Annotated in this window: 15 protein-coding genes; 6 read left to right on the top strand and 9 right to left on the bottom strand. The window is 40.4% G+C overall.

Annotated features, from left to right (window positions below; all coding sequences use genetic code 11):
- Positions 1–10: 10 nt before the first annotated feature.
- Both J3U68_RS08705 and J3U68_RS08710 read right to left on the bottom strand, forming a co-directional pair.
- A complete protein-coding gene (locus J3U68_RS08705; protein WP_267376138.1) occupies positions 11–1,699 on the bottom strand; it encodes a glutamine--tRNA ligase/YqeY domain fusion protein in 1,689 nt (562 codons plus the stop codon).
- A 627-nt stretch (positions 1,700–2,326) separates the two neighbouring features.
- Entirely contained in the window at positions 2,327–2,734 is a 408-nt protein-coding gene (locus J3U68_RS08710; RefSeq protein ID WP_267376139.1) for a hypothetical protein, read from the bottom strand.
- A 1,104-nt stretch (positions 2,735–3,838) separates the two neighbouring features.
- Here J3U68_RS08710 and J3U68_RS08715 point away from each other — a divergent pair.
- On the top strand, positions 3,839–4,345 hold the full coding sequence (locus tag J3U68_RS08715; RefSeq protein ID WP_267376141.1) for a hypothetical protein: 507 nt from the start codon (positions 3,839–3,841) through the stop codon (positions 4,343–4,345).
- Between the two features lie 628 nt (positions 4,346–4,973).
- Here J3U68_RS08715 and mqo read toward each other — a convergent pair.
- Positions 4,974–6,500 carry a malate dehydrogenase (quinone) gene (mqo, locus tag J3U68_RS08720; RefSeq protein WP_267376143.1) on the bottom strand — a complete coding sequence of 509 codons (1,527 nt, stop codon included), beginning with the start codon at positions 6,498–6,500 and terminating at the stop codon, positions 4,974–4,976.
- A 273-nt stretch (positions 6,501–6,773) separates the two neighbouring features.
- Between mqo and J3U68_RS08725 the strand changes: the two genes are divergently transcribed.
- Positions 6,774–7,187, top strand: coding sequence for a hypothetical protein (locus J3U68_RS08725; RefSeq protein WP_267376144.1), 414 nt, complete (start codon positions 6,774–6,776; stop codon positions 7,185–7,187).
- Between the two features lie 142 nt (positions 7,188–7,329).
- Positions 7,330–7,710, top strand: coding sequence for a VOC family protein (locus tag J3U68_RS08730; RefSeq protein ID WP_267376145.1), 381 nt, complete (start codon positions 7,330–7,332; stop codon positions 7,708–7,710).
- An 878-nt stretch (positions 7,711–8,588) separates the two neighbouring features.
- Here the strand turns inward: J3U68_RS08730 and J3U68_RS08735 are convergent.
- From J3U68_RS08735 to secA, 6 genes are all read right to left on the bottom strand, one after another.
- Complete coding sequence (locus tag J3U68_RS08735; RefSeq protein WP_267376146.1) at positions 8,589–8,819, bottom strand: hypothetical protein; 231 nt, start codon at positions 8,817–8,819, stop codon at positions 8,589–8,591.
- Positions 8,820–8,889: 70 nt separating this feature from the next.
- Positions 8,890–10,917 (bottom strand): excinuclease ABC subunit UvrB, encoded by a 2,028-nt coding sequence (uvrB, locus tag J3U68_RS08740; RefSeq protein ID WP_267376147.1) that lies wholly within the window; start codon positions 10,915–10,917, stop codon positions 8,890–8,892.
- Between the two features lie 1,416 nt (positions 10,918–12,333).
- Positions 12,334–13,587, bottom strand: a complete 1,254-nt coding sequence (locus J3U68_RS08745) for an MFS transporter (protein ID WP_267376148.1) — start codon at positions 13,585–13,587, stop codon at positions 12,334–12,336.
- Positions 13,588–15,074: 1,487 nt separating this feature from the next.
- Positions 15,075–15,992, bottom strand: coding sequence for a lysine exporter LysO family protein (locus J3U68_RS08750; protein WP_267376149.1), 918 nt, complete (start codon positions 15,990–15,992; stop codon positions 15,075–15,077).
- 100 nt (positions 15,993–16,092) lie between these two features.
- Entirely contained in the window at positions 16,093–16,869 is a 777-nt protein-coding gene (locus J3U68_RS08755) for a ferredoxin--NADP reductase (RefSeq protein WP_267376150.1), read from the bottom strand.
- Between the two features lie 758 nt (positions 16,870–17,627).
- On the bottom strand, positions 17,628–20,318 hold the full coding sequence (gene secA, locus J3U68_RS08760; protein WP_267376151.1) for a preprotein translocase subunit SecA: 2,691 nt from the start codon (positions 20,316–20,318) through the stop codon (positions 17,628–17,630).
- A gap of 228 nt (positions 20,319–20,546) precedes the next feature.
- On the opposite strand from secA, the gene J3U68_RS08765 reads away from it, so the two are divergent.
- From J3U68_RS08765 to J3U68_RS08775, 3 genes are all read left to right on the top strand, one after another.
- A complete protein-coding gene (locus J3U68_RS08765) occupies positions 20,547–20,834 on the top strand; it encodes a GNAT family N-acetyltransferase (RefSeq protein ID WP_267376152.1) in 288 nt (95 codons plus the stop codon).
- Positions 20,835–20,838: 4 nt separating this feature from the next.
- Entirely contained in the window at positions 20,839–21,258 is a 420-nt protein-coding gene (locus J3U68_RS08770) for a DciA family protein (RefSeq protein WP_267376153.1), read from the top strand.
- Positions 21,259–21,777: 519 nt separating this feature from the next.
- Positions 21,778–22,671, top strand: coding sequence for a DUF817 domain-containing protein (locus J3U68_RS08775; protein ID WP_267376154.1), 894 nt, complete (start codon positions 21,778–21,780; stop codon positions 22,669–22,671).
- Positions 22,672–22,792: the final 121 nt, after the last annotated feature.

Here is a 22,792-nt window from a genome sequence, read left to right on the forward strand (position 1 = left end):
AACCACATTACTACTTATCTGCTTGCGCCTGCCAGGTATCACGCAACGTAACCGTACGATTAAATACCGGATTTTCCGGCGTATGATCATACCGATCGGTCACAAAGTAACCAAGACGTTCAAACTGATAGCGAGCTTCCGGTGCCAACGTTTGCGCAGCCGGTTCAACCAGTGCGTCAATTTCCGTCACCGATTCTGGATTAATGAATTCAACAAAATCAACATACTGACCATCTTCACCGCGCACCGCATCTGGACGAGGTTGGGTAAACAGTCGGTCATATAAACGAACCGTAGCCGGTACCGTATGCTCAGTGGAAAGCCAGTGAATAACCCCCTTCACCTTGCGTCCTTGTGGCTTAGCCCCCAAAGTTTCATGGTCGATACTGCATTTAAGCAGCACCACTCGCCCAGAGGCATCGCGAATCACCTCATCACACTTAATCACATAACTATAACGCAGACGAACCTCTCCACCTGGCGTCAGTCTTTGCCATCCTTTGGGTGGATCAAGCGCGAAATCATCGGCTTCAATATAAATGTTTTTCGTTAGTGGCATAAGACGCTCACCCATTTCAGGGTGGTGTGGATGAAACGGCGCAGTACGGCTTTGCGTGAGCACCTCATCAAAATTGGTCAGTTCCACCTTAATTGGATTGAGCACCGCAATCATGCGTGGAGCCACATTTTCCAGATCCTCACGGATCGCTCCCTCCAACACACTCATGTCCACCACATTTTCACTTTTGGAAATGCCTACCCGTTTGGCAAACAAGCGCAAACCTTGTGGCGTATAGCCTCGGCGACGCATACCAGAAATTGTCGGCATCCGTGGATCATCCCAACCACTGACATGCCCCTGCGTCACCAACTGATTGAGCTTGCGTTTCGATGTCACAGAATAAAGCAGTTCAAGACGAGAAAACTCATATTGATGTGGCTGATGCGCAATCGTAATATTTTCTACCACCCAGTCATATAATGGACGGTGTGATTCAAATTCAAGCGTACATAAAGAGTGAGTAATCTGTTCAATCGCATCGGAAATCGCATGCGTATAGTCATACATCGGATAAATCACCCATTTATCCCCGGTACGATGATGATGCACTCGACGAATACGGTAAATCACCGGATCACGCAAATTGATATTACCGGCGGCCATATCAATTTTTAACCGCAGCGTTTTACTGCCATCTGGAAATTCACCGTCACGCATCCGCTGAAACAGATCCAGATTTTCTTCCACCGAACGATCCCGATACGGACTATTCTTACCCGCTTCAGTCAGCGTACCTCGATACTGGCGCATCTCTTCCGCATCCAGATCATCTACATACGCCTTGCCAGCACGAATCAATTCCAACGCATATTCATACAATTGCTCGAAATAATCAGAAGCAAAATGCTCCTCATGCCATTTAAAACCGAGCCACTGCACATCTTCCTTAATCGCCCGCACATACTCATCCGATTCTTTTTCCGGATTGGTATCGTCAAAGCGCAGATTACATAAGCCATCATAAATAAAGGCCAGACCAAAATTTAGACAAATAGACTTAGCATGACCAACATGTAGATAGCCATTTGGTTCCGGCGGAAAACGTGTTATCACTTGCTGACAACGTCCGTTTTGCAAATCGTCTTCGATAATAGATCGGATAAAATGATTATCCGCAAACTGATCTTTACTGAGCATAATTATATTGATAGAGATAGAGACAACCTGCCTGAACAATCAAAACAGCTCGTCTGAAAACAACATTAAAAATATAATTATACCTGAAAAACAATCATAATTTACATTAGCGTGCACACTATTTCCAACCAACCGGACAGTAAAGCGGCAACGTCCGACCTATGGCCAAGACAGCACCACACCGATAGAACACGCCGCAGCAAAAGTCCTACACAACATTAAACCAACCGGATGCTGCCAACAGATCAATGGTACCTAATCACCACCCTGTCAGCGTGAAAATAGCCAAGATTGTGTTCATAACCAGAGGCTACTGAGCGATTTATATTGAAAGAAAGCCTAATCAATCTTCAGCCAACCTATTACCACGCAATTAGTGCCGCCAAAAGAGCACCAATAACCCTATAAACGAGTCCATCCGCCATAACACATCGCATCATGATGACCATGTTGAGAATAAGCAATCAATCCCACAGCAAACCTCGCAGCAAATTGGCGGCAAAGTATAAAGAGCACAATATTCCATTGCTATCATTTCAACATTAAGCGGACATGACCAATTCCTGATCACCCTTTACCACTGAAAAAAACTGCCGACTTACACTTGTATGCCGGCAGGAAGCATGATTAGTATCGCGCGCTACGACGATGCACTCTGTAGCCACGGTGGTAATGACTGCGGGTACTTTTACGATAATGGTATCGGCTGTTACCACGGTAGTGCGTTTTGCGAACCACGCGACGTTTATGGCGATAGCTGGTCTGACGATTTTTCTTGTGAATACCGTAGTGATTTTTTTGTTTACTGTGCTGACGGCGATAGTGATGCCGATTTTTATTGACGGGTTTTACCGCATAATGCCGTTTTTTTCTGACACTACTACGATAAGTTTTTTGAGTTTTTTTACCTTGTTTATGCACCACATGATGGCGTTTGGTGGTGTGCCGTCTGGTATAAAATTCTGCACTGAATGCACTGGCACTAAATATGCACAGGCTCAACGCCACCACAATGGAGGAAAAAATCTTACGCATAAATGACTCCTATTAGTTGTAGAAAAATATAATGTAATATCTAAATATATAAATGATTAGATGCTTGAATATTGACATATTCATCAATAATGTTAACACAAATTAATTAAAATGTTAGTTTAATGTTAAATTTTTTTAGGCGTACACCTATGATAATTAAATAAAAAACACAAAACAAAGAGAATACCGAATGATGCAGAAGTCAAATCTTCTTGTCGCTAAGAAATTGGACCAGTAGATCATTTAGCCTTATTTGAGTAGAACACCCCATTACAAATCATGGGTTTGAATCTGCCTATTCGTACCCAGTCAGAGGGGGTAGCGATTATGGTTAATGCTCATAAAAAAAGCAATGATGATCGGAGGCCAAAAGGCAAAAAATTATTCTTATTATTGTGCATGCTTAACAAATCGCCACGACAGCATACGACTATAACTGCTTATTTATCTGATTAGTAGGATGGCAAAATTGAATCATTTGCTTGGCGATAACAAGGAAAAACCTGCTGGATCAGATGAAAGTTGCTCAAACTGAAAACCCATCCTAATTATAAATTGATATTTCTTATGTTCTAAATCAAAACTTACTAACCAAATTCATTGAAGCAAAATTGATTGATTTTTTGCTGAGCATAACCGGCATAACCTAAAAATCATTGGCAGATTTACTCAGGATGAGGAAAACAGTTTTGTTGCCATACCCTCTCTCCATTTACCTAAGGTGCTATTGGAATACGAGTAGATACTTAAATGCTGACAGAGTCAATACCGTTTTCCCTAATGACACTATTTCTATTATTGTAGTAGACTGCGAAATCGCTATAAGAGACATCACGTTTAAACTTAAAGGTATTGCTGACGAGAGATACTCAACTCCTACTGAACTTCTTGCATCTGAATTATTCAAGCATGACTATGGTCGAGTTATCGGAAGTCTTACTTATAGACATAAAGAGGCGGTATAAATGAGCACTTGGTCGTGACGTGTTAGGGGGATATCATCATTTTTACCAAAAAAGAACACATGGCTCATCGATAATTTTGGATGAAAACAGAGCAAATAAAATCCCTTCTTTTTTTCCAGAAACCTGATTTATCAATAATATGAAAAATTTAATTTTAATGTGTTATATGTGCCTGTTTCTTATTGGGTGTCATGCAAACAATCCTGCACCTGAATTGTCTAATAACGGAGAAACGATAACAGTAGACAATACAAAGAACCCAAAAAAAATAGTGCACATTGATTTTGGAGATAATATTGTACTAAGTTGGAATAGTGTTGCAGATAATTTCATTATTGATCAATACCATAAGGATCTGAAAAATGATAAAAAAAAGATAAAAATCCTTCTAGACAGTATCACAAACAATCAATTACTGAATGTAGCAACAAAATTGAAATCAACAGAACTGAAAAAAGGTGATATCGCATTTTTATATTTAATAAAACTTGATAATATATATTATTCCAAATGCTTAAAAATTCAGTTTGATGTTATATCTGAAAATTCTTCATATCCTGATACTCTGCTCGATTATTTAGAAAATAATCGCCACCAAACTCAGAAAAAAATGCACCTATGTTTGCATAAAAAAGGCTATATCTAGATAAATTTACCGTTATTTCATTTCGATATCTGCCCAAATTTTATAAGAATACAACCTGAATTAACACATCACATCATAGCATGTTCAAGGCTCATCGCCAACAAACCTTTTATCAATGACTTATTTTATTCGCTAGCGTATTCACTTGAAGAAACAGAAAAAATGGCTTCAATAATTAAAATAGATGCAGATCAAGACCTGTTAAAAGAGATAATCCTCAAGCTAAAATTGATCTGAGAATATGATGAAAAATGTAGTCATTTGCTCAAGATAGCATACCCCCTGTTGAGCATTTTTATTCTCACCAATCCTCTATGTCTCAACAGCATATTAAAGTGATTAAGCAAACTGACTATGCTACCCCTTAAAACTCAAGCTACTGAAGACAGAGCACAATGGTCGGGATCATATTGACACCAACTTTGGTACTATAATCCACCCTTTTAGGGGCAAAATATTGCGCTTAACATGGCTTCATTGATCCACTCACCCTAAAAGGTCAAATCATCACCGCCAACAAAGACCATTTCTGCAACCATTTGGTTATTATCAACCATAAAACACAAGCCAGATAATTACTATCTGGCTGTTTCAACATTTTCAACCGCACAATACTGCTTGCTTTGATTTACTCAACGGCGGCAGATTGCGGTGAGCGTTGTTCGGCTGGGTTTTGTAGACGTAATGATTTAATTGTCCACTGCCGAATTTGTTGCACCAGCTCAGGATTGTTTTCCAACTTCTGACCATAACTCGGTATCCACTGCAATAACTTCTGCGACCATTCATTGGCTACTTGATCAGCAAAGCAGTGTTGTAACAGTTCCAGCATGATGGAAACAGAAGTAGAAGCTCCTGGAGAGGCGCCCAACAACGCCGCTAAAGTACCGTCTGCCGATTTCACCAACTCAGTTCCAAATTGTAATACCCCACCCTTTTGCGCATCTTTTTTAATCACCTGCACACGATTTCCGGCAATATCCAAGTGCCAGTCTTCATCTTTTGCTTCCGGATAGAAAGTGCGCAACTCCTGCATGCGATCGGCAAAGCTTAAGGTCACTTGCTGCATTAAATAATATTCCAAGCTAATGTTATGCATGCCAACGGTCAGCATAGGCAAAATATTATTGATATTCAGCGTTTTAAACAAATCGGTAAAATTGCCATTTTTCAGGAATTTGGTGGTAAAACCGGCGAACGGTCCGAATAATAATGCATCTTGACCATCGATAACCCGCTTATCCAGATGAGGCACACTCATAGGTGGCGCACCCACAGAAGCTTTGCCATACACCTTGGCATTATGTTGGCGCACTACATCCGGATTTTTACAAACCAGCCATTCACCGGAAACCGGAAAGCCACCATATCCTTTACTTTCTTCAATTTGACTTTTTTGCAACAACTTCAGCGAGCCCCCGCCAGCGCCGATAAAGACAAAGCGAGCGCGCACATTGCGCAAACTGTGGGTACGTAAATCCTTAACACTAAGCTGCCAGTGCTGATTATGGCGTTTTAAATCCACAACTTCATGTTGAAGATTAAGTTCCGCTCCCTGATTAATCAAATTTTTCATCAGGATTCTGGTTAATGCACCATAATTCACATCCGTACCCAGCTCAGAATACGTAACAGCAAGTGGTTCATCACTTTGCCGTGACTGCATCATCAAAGGTATCCATTTAGCGATCTGCTCTTTATCTTCACTAAAACACATATCCTTAAACAGACTGTGTTGTTGAAGCGCGGCATAACGTTTACGCAAAAATTCAATGTCTTTATTGCCGATCACAAAACTCATGTGCGGCACACTGCGAATAAATTCCGATGGATCAGCAATCATGCCCTGATCTGTAAGTGAAGCCCAAAACTGTTTAGATTGCTCGAACTGTTCAATGATTTTGATCGCTTTGCTGACATCAATACTTCCATCAGCCTGCTCGGGTGTGTAATTCAACTCACACAGAGCGGAATGACCTGTACCAGCATTATTCCAGGCATCAGAACTTTCCTGAGCAACACCATCTAAACGTTCAAAAATTTTAATATTCCAGTCCGGCTGTAGTTCTTTGAGTAACGTACCCAGCGTGGCACTCATGATGCCTGCGCCGATAAGAATTACATCGATTGGATTTTCACTTTCGGTATTATTCATTTTGCAAACTCTCCCTGTTTGTGAAATTGGGTTATTGCGTTGACTGGTTAAACCAGATCACATTGATGTATGTTGTAGGTAAAATTGGGGCTAAAAGTTGAATTAATTTGATCGATATCAATAATTGTTTAATTTAAGCACTTTTGTCATCTTTCGGCAATGATATTTTTGCCTACAATTAAAAATTATTTAAAAGTTCATCCCAGATAAAATGGGACAGTTGCCTTAACATTTATGATATAAATATATTTTTTCTATAAAGCGGAGAAATTTATGAAAAGTTTTAGAGGGTGTTTTTTTGCACTGGCATCAATGTGCTTCATTCCAGCAGCATCTGCCTCCTACGTGAACACGTGTTTATTAACCGGCACACTTTTACAAGCTCCGCAGGAAAGGATTGCATCCATCAGCCCTAGGGGCGCGAATGGACAGCTAAACCACCAACAAGAATACGAAAAAAGTACCTTTGAGATTAAAGTGAAAATCGAACAGTCAGAGATAGCAGGCAGAGCAGACAGTGGGTGTCAATTACCTCAGAATCGACCTTATGAATTATCAATCTCATTGCCTGGTGCCTATGCCTTGGTCAATGCCCAAAAAGGCGATAAAGTGAAATTGTTACATGTACGAAAAACAAATAAAAATGGCGAATATGAGAAATATATATTAAAAGATGTTATTCATTAACCCATTAATTCTCACGCTTTTTGTTGGCAAAATAATTAAGCATCAACTTCAAATAAGACCAACAGCTTTCATCAATGCTACTTCAAAATTAAAGACTATTAAAATCAAGTAGATTTATCGTTAGCACTACAAAGGAAATTTTATGTTTAAACCCAATAGCGTTATTGTTTATGTCAAAGATGTGGATATTAGTCGAGAATTTTACACTAAAATATTAGGACGCCCACCGGTTAAAACTTATCCTGGCTTTGTTGTATTTTTATTGAATGATAATTTTATTTTGGGGCTCCAAGAGGCTGATAAAATAACGCCAAAGGCACCCAATCATTATGGTGGTTTTGAGCTGTCATTTAGTGATGTAACCAAAAATGAAGTCGATGAAATTTATTCGGCATGGAAAGAATTAAACGTTAACATTGAACTTGAACCCCAAATGCTCGATTTCGGATACACATTTGTAGGAACTGATCCCGATGGTCATCGACTCCGTGTTTGTGCTACCGACACTTCAAAGTTTGAATAGAATAATATTTCTAGAAATTAAAACAATGGGTGCTTCATTATGCAGCCATTGTTTAGGATGAATTCATTTAAAAAAAAGTATGGTTGAGCTCGCGAGCATCTAGTGCATCGGATTTTGCTTAGTAAAAATCTGTTTGGGCTTGAGGTGATATGGTCATTGCAGTTGCAAGAAACATTAATAACTTAGAGGTATTTAAACAAGCATATCCCTCAAAATTTACTTCAGTTAAGCACTAGTGAGGCATCAATCAAAATCTGAACTTTGCCGACTTTAACCGATTACTCAGGATGTGAACATGGCGCGGAAAACGAAGTTCGAACTTGTAACCTCAAGCTTGGCAAGATTGCGCTCTACCAGCGGAGCTATTCCCGTATAAAAGAAATGTTTTAAATGGTGCCTGAGGCGAAGCTTGAACTTGCACGATCAAAAAGACCGAGAAATTTTAACTTTCTTGCGTCTACCGAATTCAACACCCGAGCTCAAAACTGATTACGTCAGGTAGTTCGCTTTGGAAGTCACAAAATCGAAAAAAAACAGCAGAGATTAATTTGCTTAAATTAAGGAATGGAACCTACTAAACTTGGTTTCTATCTACTTAAATCCACAGACAAAACTCACTTATTAATCAATCAACTCTAGCAGTAATAAATAAAATATCAACGACATTCCATTAATAGACAAAGCATGCCATTCAATCCTGACGGTTTATTTATGTGCATAATAGACAAGATAAAATCACGACAGTTTATTCAAAAGATGACTTCACAAAAATTCAAGCTTAAAACTGAACTTATACAGCGTCAGATAACCTACGAATGAATAAACTGCAGCAGCCAGATAATCAATCAGCGTGTTGCTGAGTCAATCATATTTCAGCATCATGCAGCCGCGCAAAAAATGACAACAATGACCAAGCTGAAGACATTGTTTGCCACCAAGTGCTCAACAAAATCGGTTGCCAAATAACCAGCGGCCACAAGAATTGAGCATTCAACTATTTTTTGACTGGTTGTGCCTTTAAATCTTAGGGCTGAGCTCTTCAGCCTTAAAGCAACTGAGCTTATTTCAACCAACTTGGCTTGAGACATCGGCTTAAAATCAGCTAGCATAAAATCACATCATCTCTAAAGACCAAGACATTGATCAAAATAGCCACTGGTTCAATGACTGCATCACTGGTTATTTTTCTGCTGCACCAAACAGCAGATTTTCTTTAATCGCTCGAATTTTATCGCGAATTTGTGCCGCTTCTTCAAACTGTAAATCCCGCGCTGCCGCTTGCATGGCTTTTTCCAGTTTGGCAATTTCTTTCAACGCCTCTTCCTCATTGTGAATTTCTTTCACTTTAACTTTACTGCGCCCACGCCCCTTCGCTCCGTTGTCATCATGATAAACCCCATCAATCAGATCGCGAACCTGCTTTTTAATCTGCTGCGGCACTATGCCATGTTCAGTATTAAAGGCAATTTGTTTCGCCCGACGGCGTTCAGTTTCCGAAATGGCCGCTTGCATAGAGTCAGTAATTTTATCGGCATACAAAATTGCCTGTCCGTGCACATTACGTGCTGCTCGACCAATGGTTTGAATCAGGCTGCGATGACTACGCAGAAAACCCTCTTTATCCGCATCGAGAATCGCCACCAGCGACACTTCAGGAATATCTAAACCTTCACGCAATAAGTTAATTCCCACCAGCACATCAAACAGACCTAAACGCAGATCACGGATAATCTCCACCCGTTCTACTGTATCGATATCACTGTGCAGATAGCGAACTTTAACCCCCAGTTCGGAATAGTAATCGGTAAGCTGTTCTGCCATACGTTTGGTTAACGTGGTCACCAATACCCGCTCACCTTTTTCTTTACGAATATTGATTTCTGATAACAGATCATCCACCTGCGTCGCTACTGGACGGATAATAATTTCGGGGTCGATAAGCCCAGTGGGACGCACCACTTGTTCAACAACCTGACCCGCATGCTCTTCTTCATATTTAGCCGGAGTAGCTGAAACAAAAATGGTTTGCGGCATCACCTGTTCAAATTCATTAAATTTCAACGGTCGGTTATCCCGCGCTGAGGGTAAACGGAAACCATAATCAACCAGATTTTGCTTACGCGAAGCATCGCCTTTGTACATACCACCAATCTGCGTAACAGTGACATGGCTTTCGTCAATAAACATCAAAGCATTACTGGGCAAATAATCCATTAATGTTGGTGGTGGCTCGCCTTCATTTTTGCCGGAAAAATGCCGTGAATAGTTTTCAATACCCTTGCAAAAACCCATTTCATAGAGCATTTCCAAATCGAAGCGAGTACGCTGTTCAATGCGTTGTGCTTCCACCAGTCGACCTTCGCGACTAAACCATTTAATCCGCTCAGCCAATTCCTGTTTGATATTTTCACAAGCTCGCAATACCGTATCACGCGGCGTAACATAGTGACTGGAAGGGAAAACGGTGTAGCGACCCACCCGCTGTTGCAAACTACCGGACAAGGGATCAAATAACTGCATACGGTCGACTTCATCATCAAACAGGCTGATGCGCAAAGCCAGCTCAGAGCTTTCTGCCGGAAATATATCAATCACGTCACCGCGCACGCGAAAAGTACCGCGAGCAAAGTCAATATCTCCACGTTCATACTGCATGGCAACCAGACGGGCAATAATCTCGCGCTGATCCATTTTTTGCCCCTCTTTCAGATGCAAAATCATCTGATGATATTCATTGGGGTCACCAATACCATATATCGCCGATACGGTAGCCACAATCACCACATCTTGCCGTTGCATCAGGCTTTTGGTCGCACTCAAACGCATCTGCTCAATGTGTTCATTAATCGCTGAATCTTTTTCAATAAACAGATCGCGGCTGGGAACATAGGCTTCTGGCTGATAATAATCATAGTAAGAAACAAAATATTCCACCGCATTTTCCGGAAAAAACTCACGCATTTCTGCATAAAGCTGAGCAGCCAGCGTTTTATTATGAGCCATAATAATTGCCGGACGACCACTCTGGGCAATCACATTGGCCATCGTATAAGTTTTACCCGAGCCGGTCACCCCAAGTAATGTCTGACTGGATAAACCATCCTCCAGCCCTTCCAGCAAACCTTGAATAGCTGTTGGCTGATCGCCAGCCGGCGGAAAGGGACGGTGCAGTTTAAATACACTATTGGGATACTGAATAACATCCATACATTAGAAACCTGAAATAAATTCAACCAGAAATAAAGGCAATGAATACCGCGCCATGTCAATACCTTGTCACATAAGGTCATTTACCCGAAAAGCAAGCTAAGCAACGATGTTTATAACCCATAGCTTGGATAAAAGCACGGCTGCAACCAGACTTTACCTTCAACTTTCATTAACTTACAAATCAAATATTTATCTAAGCAACAATCCTAAACTATCCCAGAGCGCTGTCCAACAATGTGCCTCTACCGTCATACACCAACCATCAATAAATCGAATTGATATGATGCATCTCATAACAAAAGCTAAGAAAAATAATTAGCGAATAAAAAGCAAACGAAAATCGCTAAAAACGAGGATAAGTACCAATCAAAATCAACACAATAGAATGATTAGAAGAATATATTGCTGATAAAAAAAAATTAAAAACAAAAGTGATATTAAAAAAACACTAATAAAACAAAATACTGGATCAGAGCTGGTATCAACTTGGCAAAACAACCATGAAAAACCTGAAATTTAGATGAAGAACAAAAAGCCTCAGTGGCAATGATTAAACCAGTTTATGATGAGCAGTTTCATCAATGGCAAAAGGTTCAGATATCGTATAGATCTTATTGTGCAATCGCAAAATCGGATTTATTCATACGGAAATTGAGTGATCAATTGCTATCGCGCCTATCAAAATTATCTCTATACGCTTTAAGCAACAGGCAAATGGCTAAAACACCTATACATCTATTTTCTATTGTATCAATGTCATCCCAGCGTCAATGAACAATTTAGTGCTAATGCAGAACAAATTTAAGATAAAGGTAAACCATGCTGTTGCGATGAGAGAAGTCTTTTAAAGAAACATCATCAAATAGCTGAACTTAAAGATATCGGCAGGAATCTGAGAAATGGCTTATATTGCGCAAATGGATGAAATCCAGAAATAGCAAACCCAGCATTAACTAAGTCTTGATTTAAAATAAAAATTAACGCATTAAATCGTTAAAAAATAGATGACATAACATCAGATCAAAAAGACAAAATTGCAGCAGAAAAAAAGTATTCAGGAATACTGTTAACTACCCTAAAATTAAAAATTGACAGCGTCGCTAGCGGTTAATTTGGTGTCAATATTTGCATGATACACATCACAGTAAACAGGCAGATTGCTGCTAATCCATATCACGCAGCAAACATAGCATCAACAATCTGACTCATGAACCATCAACAACGATCGCTTCTGTTGGTGACCGCAAAAAATAAACACGCATAAATATTCTTATCATCCACGCCAGAGAGGATGATCATTGCCCCGCTTGTCAGCATAATCTGATCAGCCACAAAAAAGGGCTAAGATGTTTCAAGCTGTTTGTATGCGGGAAAATTAATGGTTTAATGATTTAATTTAATTGTAATAATCCATTAAAGTTCTGACCGATTTAACTTATCAGTTTTAAACCCTTCTCTGGTTTCCGGTAATAACAACACACTAATCACCACCAAACTATAAGCCCAGCTAGCGTCTATACCAATGGCAGTACCTAAACTCATTTTGGCACTCATTCTATTGACGAGAAAAGGCAAAAATGCAGCCAACAGTCGACCAAAGTTATAACTGAATCCCACTCCAGCACCACGATATTGCTGCGGATATAATTCATTAAATAAAATACCTAATGTTGCTGGTATGCCGGCTCCAAAAAAGCCTAAAGGAAAACCAAGCAGTAACATATGCACATTATCTAAAGGTAAAAATAAATAACAACGAATGGTGACCGCGGCGCCAATAGCAAAACAGACGACATTAAATCGTCTGCCAATTTTATCCACTAAATAAGAACTAACTAAACAACCGCAACAAAACGCAATAATGATCACGGTCATGTAGGTATTGGTGTGCAGCATGGAAAATTGCCGTTCTTGTCTGAGATAGATCGGCAGCCATGTCGTGATGGTGTGATAACCGCCATGAGCGCCTATGCCAAGTAAAGAACTTAAAATCGTAATACGCAACATGGGCGGCGAAAAAATACCAAATAATGCCTTAGAGAATTTGGCTGGCTGATCTACAGATAGAGCTATTTCTCGTTCAGGTTCAACAACATGGCGACGGACAAAGAAAATCAATAACGCTGGCAATAAACCAATGGCGAACATAATACGCCAACCGTTATTTTGGGGTAACAAGCTTGAACCCACAAAAAATACGATTAATGCCAAAGCAAGACCGATTGCCCAACCACTTTGCATCAACGGCATCATTCTACCGCGATATTGGCTGCGAATAGTTTCTGCCATCAGCACCGCACCGGCTGCCCATTCGCCACCAATAGCAAAGCCTTGCAGCGCACGTAATATCAGAATTACATAATAATTATTAGCGAAGGCCATCATAAAAGTCATGACAGCAAACCAAATAATCATCAATTGTAATGTTTTAACTCGGCCGTATCGGTCTGATAATGCGCCGGCAACCCAACCGCCCAAAGCAGTGGTTAATAAAGTACAAGCGCTCATCCAGCACAACTTTAATTGGGAAATGGCAAAGGTGGAAATCAGAGTTGGTAATAGCAGTCCAAACATCTGATTGACAAAAGTATCCAATCCCCAGCTACTAAAACATGCCCAGAAAGTTTTTTTCTCATTGTTAGAAACATTCTGACACCATTTGGTCATATTCTCTCTCTTTCTCTAAATAGTATTCAAGTTTCGATACTCTCCCTCACCCTAAAGATACAAACTTAAATGTCTAGCATTAACAGTTAATTAATAAAAAAAAAATAAATTAGAGCCTAATTTATCCCAATAAACTAGATAAATCCGGATTAATGTCTTAAATGATTTACATGACGAAGTCACATTAATCATTAACATTTTAATTATTGTGCCAATAATGCCAATAAATGCCATTATTTTTCTTCAACATGAATGAATAAGACTATTCCTCCTGACTGGGTAAATAATCAAACTGCAATTATAGGCAAATATATTTAGTAATAGTAAATATTTCAATAAAAACAAAACTTTTTACTAAGTAAAATTGATAATTGTACTATTTATGCTAAAAAAAGTATGCAGAAATTAAGCGATTCTTTGCCTAAGAATGCTTAGATTAGTCATGTTTGAAACCATAATGTAATTTAGAATTATTTTGAATAAATATACTCTCATAATTTTTGATACGCAGTATGAAGAAGTAAACATGTCGGCTTAATGTCTTAAAAGACCTGATATGTGTTAATTTTGTTAAATTAAACCTAAACCAATGTCTAATCTATCTGATTAACTTAAGTCTATTTATCCATAATCAAACGTAATATCATATGCATCTGCAATTAGAATCATGCTGATATAAATAAATTGATAATATGTTGGTAAAAAACCGACTTATTCAGCTAAAAATTAACTCATCCCCCTAGAGCCTGATTACCCTCAAATCAACATCCCTACGCATTCCCATGCTATCTGATTCAGTATGATAGCCAGCATCCTTGCAATATAAGAGGTACGCAATTTTTTAACATAAAGTTCGTTATATTTTTGATTACTTCATCTGTTATGTGTCTAACCAAATAAGGGTTAGCTAAGAATATTTCATTGAATATAATACAAGCTACATAAACCAGCTTGATGACATATTATGACTTTTTTCAGCATCGAGAATTTTATGCTATTGAGGACTGTCATTCTGAATCAAAAAAGTTTTTTCAAGCGAGATTGATCAACCATGATTGAGTAATTTTTCTTGCTTACGACCTTAAAACACCATGTGGTTGCGTACAGCTATACTTTACCTATTCTTCTTTATCCATATCACCAACCCTAATTTTAAATGACTGATATATTATAAAAAGCCACAGAAAGTACGGTATTGCCACCCAATAAATGCAAAAAGTGAGAAGCTTTGCGAATCATTCTACCTATAATGGAATATCATGGTGCACAGCAATCGAACACCACCAAGCTAGAGCATTGTATGAAAAATTAAATGATAAAATTGATGATCAATTTGCTTACTATTTTTTAAAACTAGATCATCAATAAGTTGAGACAATGGTTGATTGTGTTGTAGTTAGACCGGCATATGCTTCAGTGGTGGTGGCTAGGTCCATCGCGGTTGAATGAAACAAATGGGCTGACTGCGCTCGAATAGACGGCCTCATCTAAACGGATAAAGAAGAGAAAAACACCATCAATACCGGACTAAGCAAATTAACGATAAAACCGAAGCTGATCGCAACCGGTACGGCCGCAATACCACCAGAAGATTGTATCGCCGGTAAGGTAAAATCCAGACTGGTTGCACCACCAGAGGCTATAGCTGTACAAGGGAAACGGCGCATCAGGATTGGTATAAAAAAGAGTGCAAAAAATTCTCTGGCCAAATCATTAAGCATGGAAATACTGCCCCAGACCGGTCCGTAAACCTGACTGAAAATGATACTGGACAAGGAATACCAACCATAGCCACTACTTAACGCTAAACCTTTGGACCAAGACACATCAGGCATAATCAGCGCAAACACCAAGCCACCGAGCATACACGAGAGCATAAACAGCAATGAGATCACTACCCCGCGCCGGTTCAGTAATACCTGTCGCAAACCTATTCCACTGCTGCGCAATTGCATTCCGACAAGAAAAATCAATAAAATCAAAGCATATTTAATTGTTGTTTCTGGATAAAGCCAAGCACTGATATCACTAAATAACCCACAAGTCAGCCCAATGGCTAAGCAGGCTATCTGTTTGAAACTGCCGCCGAAACTAAATGACTGCTTAGTTTTACTCGGTTCTTGTGCCGTCAAATGCCACGGGTAGCGACGGTCAAACCAGATCATGAGCAGCAGATTTGCGCCCATAGTACACACAAATAAAACCGACACATTAATACTGATCACACTGAGTTGGGCACTGAGATTGGGTACATGCGCCAGAGACAAACCAATCAAAAAGAGGATGGCATAAATCAAATACCCTAAACCACGATCCAGCCACACCATTGCCTTTTTGGGTAATCGAATCAAAAACCCCACTAGTAGTGGCAACAAAATAATCAGTAGGGTGATCAGGTTTTGCATAATTTTAGAAAATTACAAAAAAATGATTAAATCATCTGTTTATTAAAAATCAAAGCAGCATGATGGAAAATCATGCTGCCCTATTCGCATTTTTGGTGATTTATTGATCCACAAAAGCTCGCTCAATCACATAATCACCACGTTGTCCCATTTTAGGTGAAATCGATAAACCGAAACTATCCAGTACCGCATAGGAATCTTTCAACATCGCAGGACTACCACAAATCATGGCACGATCATGTTCCGGCGTCATTTTTGGCAAACCAATATCTTCGAATAGTTTGCCGGATCGCATTAAATCAGTTAAATGACCATGATGGACATAATCTTCACGCGATACAACTGGATAATAAATGAGTTTTTCGCGCACCATTTCACCCAGATATTCATGGTTAGGCAATTCAGTAGTAAAGTGGTCATAATAAGCCAGATCTTTTTGATATCGCACGCCATGAATCAACACAATTTTTTCAAACTGTTCGTATACTTCTGGATCTTTGGTCACACTGAGAAAAGGAGCCAGTCCGGTACCAGTGGAGAGTAAGTACAGATTTTTACCGGGATTCAAATCGCTGGCAATCAAAGTACCGGTGGGCTTTTTGCTGACCAAAACTTCATCACCCACTTGCAAATGCTGCAAACGACTGGTGAGCGGACCATCCTGAACTTTAATACTGAAAAAGGCCAACTCTTCTTCCCAGTTAGCACTGGCAATACTGTAGGCACGCATCAGCGGTTTACCGTCTACCATCAAGCCGATCATGACAAACTGACCATTCTGAAAGCGCAATGAATCATCGCGGGTGCAGGTAAAGGTGAAATATGCATCTGTCCAATGGTGTACGGACAGGACTTTCTGTACGTTATAAGCTGCCATTTATTATCCAATATCTTAGGAAGCGGTATCTTTAGCGTAAACCGAAAACAAGTTAGCATAACAGCTAACAGCCTTTTATTCACTCAATCAGAGTGTAAAGGAGGGATTTTAAGCCAAATTTATTCTTTATACAACGATATTTAGAGTATTAGCTTTAAAACTAATGTTGATGCGACACCTTGTCGGAAAACTGGCTTGCATGCAATGTAGCAAACCACCATTGTCGTCTAGCTCAAGAAGTGGTTAAAAAAACTGGCTGTAACCAGTTTGTCAGAAACGTTTTTCAAGCAGCATCACCATGTTATTGCACATCATTATGTAATCAAGCATGCATGATTTTACTATCATTACCCATGCGATAAACCATAGCCAACTTGATTTTTAGAGCAGCATGAAATGATATTTCAATTTGACCGGCACAGACTCATTATTTATTTTATTTCTTGCTAATACAAAGCGATGTTCAGCAAGCAACATGCGCACAATTGTGCTAACGAGTTTCCGCTCCATAGCGTGCTTATTGCCGAATACGAAAATGAATATGATTAGGAATGACAATGAACATATTTCATTGCATTTGGCGCCACTTACCCGAAGCAGCATTCTGGGCAAATTCATCAATAATATATTGCATAACCATGCCGCCGCTGTGATTATTTACGCAAAGTTGCACAGCAAGCTGGCAGGTTATGTTTACAGATCAATAAAATTTTTTAATGCAGCACACGCAAAGTGTTGAGCAAATAATTACTGCGAAATTAGTTCTTCAGTTTTCCATGGCATGCTTTATATTTTAAACCACTGCCACAGGGACATGGATCGTTACGAAGGATCATTTCGCCACGTTCTTCCATGGCTTGGGGACTATAATCCTGATCATCATACTGATGAGCTGTCGATAAGTAATCAGTCTCCTGATTGTCCATGTCTGCATGATTTTCCGCATTTTCAAACTGTACGGAGATCAACAATGAAGCAACGGTTTGGCGGATGTTGTGCCACATCTGCTGAAACATTTCAAACGCTTCACGCTTATATTCCTGTTTAGGATTTTTCTGCGCATATCCTCGTAAATGGATGCCTTGGCGCAGGTAATCCATATCAGCCAGATGTTCACGCCAGCGCGTATCAATAATTTGCAGCATGATATTGCGTTCGAATCGACGCATGTTTTCTATGCCGGCTAATTCCACCTTTTTAGCATAATCTTCTTCAACAATCGCCAGCAAGCGCTCACTGATGCTTTCGTTGTCTAAAGTATTGTCTTCTTTCAGCCAATCAGCTATGGACAGATGAAGATTAAAATCAGCCGCCAATTTATGTTCCAATCCGGAAACATCCCATTGCTCTTCCATACTATTCGGTGGAATATAACTGTCCACAGTATCCACAATGGCATCATGGCGCACATCCTGCATCAACGCATCAATGTCTTCACTATGCAAAATCTCTGCACGCTGATGGTAAATCACTTTACGCTGATCGTTGGCAACGTCATCATATTCCAGCACTTGCTTACGCATATCGAAATTGCGGTTCTCAACTTTACGTTGTGCGTTTTCAATCTGCCGGTTAAGCATACCGGCTTCGATAGCCACACCGCGCTCCGGTGCCAAACGGTTTAGAATGGCGCTAGCGCGATCAAGCGCAAACAGACGCAACAGCGGATCTTCAAACGACAGATAAAAACGGCTGGAACCAGCATCACCCTGACGACCAGCTCGCCCGCGCAGCTGATTATCGATACGGCGGCTTTCATGCCGTTCTGTGCCGATGATATGCAGACCACCAGCTGCCAATACGGCATCATGATCCTGCTGCCATTGCTGCTGCAGCTTCTCAATTTGTGCTTGTTTTTGTTCCGCGGATAAATTTTCATCAGCCTCAATTGCATCGATCTGTGGCTTAATGTTACCGCCCAAGACAATATCGGTACCGCGACCGGCCATATTGGTGGCAACGGTAATCATACCGGGACGACCAGCCTGAGCAATAATATCGGCTTCGCGTTCATGTTCCTTGGCATTGAGCACATTATGGCCTAAGTGTGCTTGTTTGAGTAAGGCAGACACCAGCTCAGAATTTTCAATGCTGGTGGTACCTACCAAAATTGGCTGCCCTTTCGCGTGGCGTTCTTTGATATCGGCCACCACAGCTTCATATTTTTCCTCGTTAGAACGATAAATCTGATCGTTCAGGTCTTTACGCACCATTGGACGGTTTGGTGGAATGATCACGGTTTCCAGACCGTAAATACTCTGAAACTCAAAGGCTTCTGTATCAGCGGTACCGGTCATACCAGCCAGTTTGTCATACAAGCGGAAAAAATTCTGGAAGGTGATCGAGGCCAATGTCTGGTTTTCCTTGTTGATCTCCACCCCTTCTTTGGCTTCCACTGCCTGATGTAGACCATCTGACCAACGACGACCCGCCATTAAACGTCCGGTGAATTCATCCACAATCACCACTTCACCATCCTGAACCACATAATGTTGATCACGCTGGAACAAGGTATAAGCCCGCAAGGCGGCCATCAGATGATGCATCAGCATGATATTATTGGTGGAATAAAGCGAATCACCTTCCTGCAATAAGCCCATCTGCGTCAGAATTTCTTCAGCATGCTCATGTCCCTGCTCACTCAGAATGACCTGACGGGCTTTTTCATCGACCCAGTAGTCACCCTCGCCCTCTTCGCTTTGCTGCGCAATAAGCTTAGGAGGAATCTGATCCATGATTTGATACAGACTAACGTTGTCATCAGCCTGACCGGAAATAATTAGCGGTGTACGCGCTTCGTCAATCAAAATGGAATCGACTTCATCCACCACCGCAAATGACAATTCGCGCTGAACTTTCTCGCTTTGATCACTGACCATGTTGTCGCGCAGGTAATCAAAACCGTATTCGTTATTGGTGCCGTAGGTGATGTCTGCTAAATAGGCGGCTTTTTTATCGTCGTGATCCATATTGCTGACAATAATACCGACGCTCATGCCAAGAAATTCATACAATGGGCGCATGATGCTGGCGTCACGGGCGGCCAAGTAATCGTTAACGGTAACCACATGCACGCCTTTACCTGACAAGGCATTCAAATACACTGCCGTGGTGGCGACCAGTGTTTTACCTTCACCAGTTCTCATTTCGGCAATTTTACCGAAATGCAAAACCATCCCGCCAATCAGTTGCACATCAAAGTGACGCATACCCAAAGTACGCTTACTGGCCTCACGGCAGACAGCAAAAGCTTCAACCAACAGGCTATCAAGATGTTCGCCTGCTGCCAAACGCTGTTTGAATTCTGCGGTCTTAGCCTGTAATTGAGCATCACTCAGAGCTTGAACCTGAGGTTCAAGTGCATTGATTTTTGCTACTTCTTTGCGATACTGTTTTAAGAGTCGGTCGTTACGGCTACCCAGAATTTTTTTAGCTAAGTTTTTCAACATAAATCAGTAGTCCAGCACCAGCAGGCGCAATATAATAAAAAATAGGCAAGAAATAGGAAATTTTAACACAAGCTTCTAGTCTCATGTGTTGCTGATTGCATTTTTCTATTCTTTGTGAACAATAATTAGCACTTTTAGTGAGCAGTTATCTTTTTCACCATTCTCTATATAATGGTAGATAATGAAATTCCAAGACTAAATTGGGATGTTTAAGGAAAGGTATTAACTATGAAGACTTTTACGATACAATTGATCCCCTCTGAACAAGGTGGTCGCCTGAGTGCACAGCGCGATGGTACCGAATTAGGTCATCTGGATTTTACTATTATTGCCCCAGATCTCATTGATGCGCACCACACATATGTGACACCTGAAGCACGTAGTGATGGTGTGGCAGCTGCGTTGCTGGACGCCTTAGCACAACACGTTCAGTCTCAGCATCTGCGCCTGCAAGCCTCTTGTAGCTATGTCGCTAAAATGATGCCTCGCCGTTATCCGCAAATCCCATTAGTGTAGTGTTATGAATCTGGAACAGTTTAGTAAAAAAAATGCGCAGCTCAAGCAGTTATTAAGTCAATCTGCGCACTGGCAGCGACTGGGGGCATGCCTCAAACAGGAGCTGCCAGCCAATATGCACGCTCAGTTTACTGTGGCCTGCGTCCGCGACGGGCAATTAGTGGTGATTGCCCATAACAGCATGATCGCCTCACGCCTGCGCATGGTCTTACCTGCCTTGTTACCTAACTTGCAACAGATTGATCAACACATTGAAGCGGTACGTATTAAAGTTCAGCCGGCTGAAACGCAGCCTAAAGTGGTCAAACAGGCCAACCTGACGGCCAAAGCCAGACAGGAATTGGCACGTTCAGCAGACGCCCTGACCCATCACCCTGAACTGGCCGCAGCATTACGCCAGCTCAGTAATAAGGGTGGTCATTAATACCCATATCAGCTGGCTTTATGGTTTTGCTCTACCAATTAAATTAAGCGTTAACCGCCATTTTTAATGTGAGCGTTTTTTCAAAAATCCTCAACAGATCTATCCGCATATTAATTAGAATCAGTCTGTTTATTAGCCAAAGATTAAAATAAAAAAACGGGTAGTTAATCAACTATTTGATTTGTGACCAATCATTTCTTTTTAATATAAGCAAAATGGCAACGATTAGCATATTTATATGTCATATCTAACCTATGTATTGCATATGCTATATGTAATCACAACATCATATGAGTTTACAAAGTCAAATCCTTTATTCGTTTATTCAACTATTCTGCATAAAAAATAAGCGCTCGCATGAAAATATACTATAATTGCATGCAAAAGACGTAATAAGCATAAAAAGTATTAACCATCATAGTTAATCGATATTAAAAAATTAGTATGTCAGTACAGTAATTAAACCAATCATATTGTGTGCTCGAAAACTTAAGTATGAAAAAAAGGGATATCCAGATCATGTCTCGTCCAAATTCTGCTATCCATTTGCCAGAACAAAAAATGGCGATAGACACGAATATCAATCCTCTTGATCAATTTCTCATTGCTCCCCCTGCGGTTGATGTACATGGCATACAACGGTTTTTGCTGGAATTTTTGTGGTTTGGCTTGAAAGAAGCACGTGCCTGTTTATTTGCTGGGCTAATTTTTCTGGCTATTTTTACTGTACCCCGCAATGGAATTTGGGGTATCCCCCGCTATGATGTGCTGTTACTTATAGCCATAACGATACAATCGCTAATGATGATGCTTAAACTTGAAAACTGGGCAGAATTAAGAGCTATTTGTTTATTTCATATTTTCGGATTTATTTTAGAAGTTTTTAAAACGTCAGCAACAATTGGTTCATGGCACTATCCTGATGCCGGCTGGAGCAAAGTTTTCGGCGTGCCATTATTCAGTGGATTTATGTATGCAGCTGTGGGCAGCTACATTATTCAGTGCTGGCGTTTGCAAAACTTAAAAATTTATTTTCACCCGCCTCTGATATTGACAGTAATATTATCTGGGGCGCTATATGTGAATTTTTTTACGCATCATTTTATCGGCGATTATCGCTGGTATCTTGCCGCTATAGCTCTGGGGCTGTATATCCGGACAACAGTGGAATTTACCCCTTATGACCGTCCACGACGTATGCCCATACTTTTAGCCTTTACGTTGATCGGTTTTTTTATCTGGTTGGCAGAAAACATCAGTACTTTTTTTGGAATTTGGCAATATCCTAATCAAATAGGTGCCTGGGCGACAGTTCATGTGGGTAAATGGGGGGCTTGGTCATTACTGGTCATGCTTTCATTCACCATTACCCTATTTTTAAAAGCCACCCGAAACCGGGTGCATATTGTATAAAGTGCGGTTAGAAAAGTGTGAGGATGACTGCTAACGTTTGTTGATCATGCAAATTTTTTAGCTGATTTATCAGGAAGATTTTTAAGTCATCTAATCATATTAAAAACACGGGCTTCAAGGC

The sequence above is a fragment of the Snodgrassella sp. B3882 genome (genome assembly GCF_026535915.1).
In the GTDB taxonomy this organism is placed as follows: domain Bacteria; phylum Pseudomonadota; class Gammaproteobacteria; order Burkholderiales; family Neisseriaceae; genus Snodgrassella.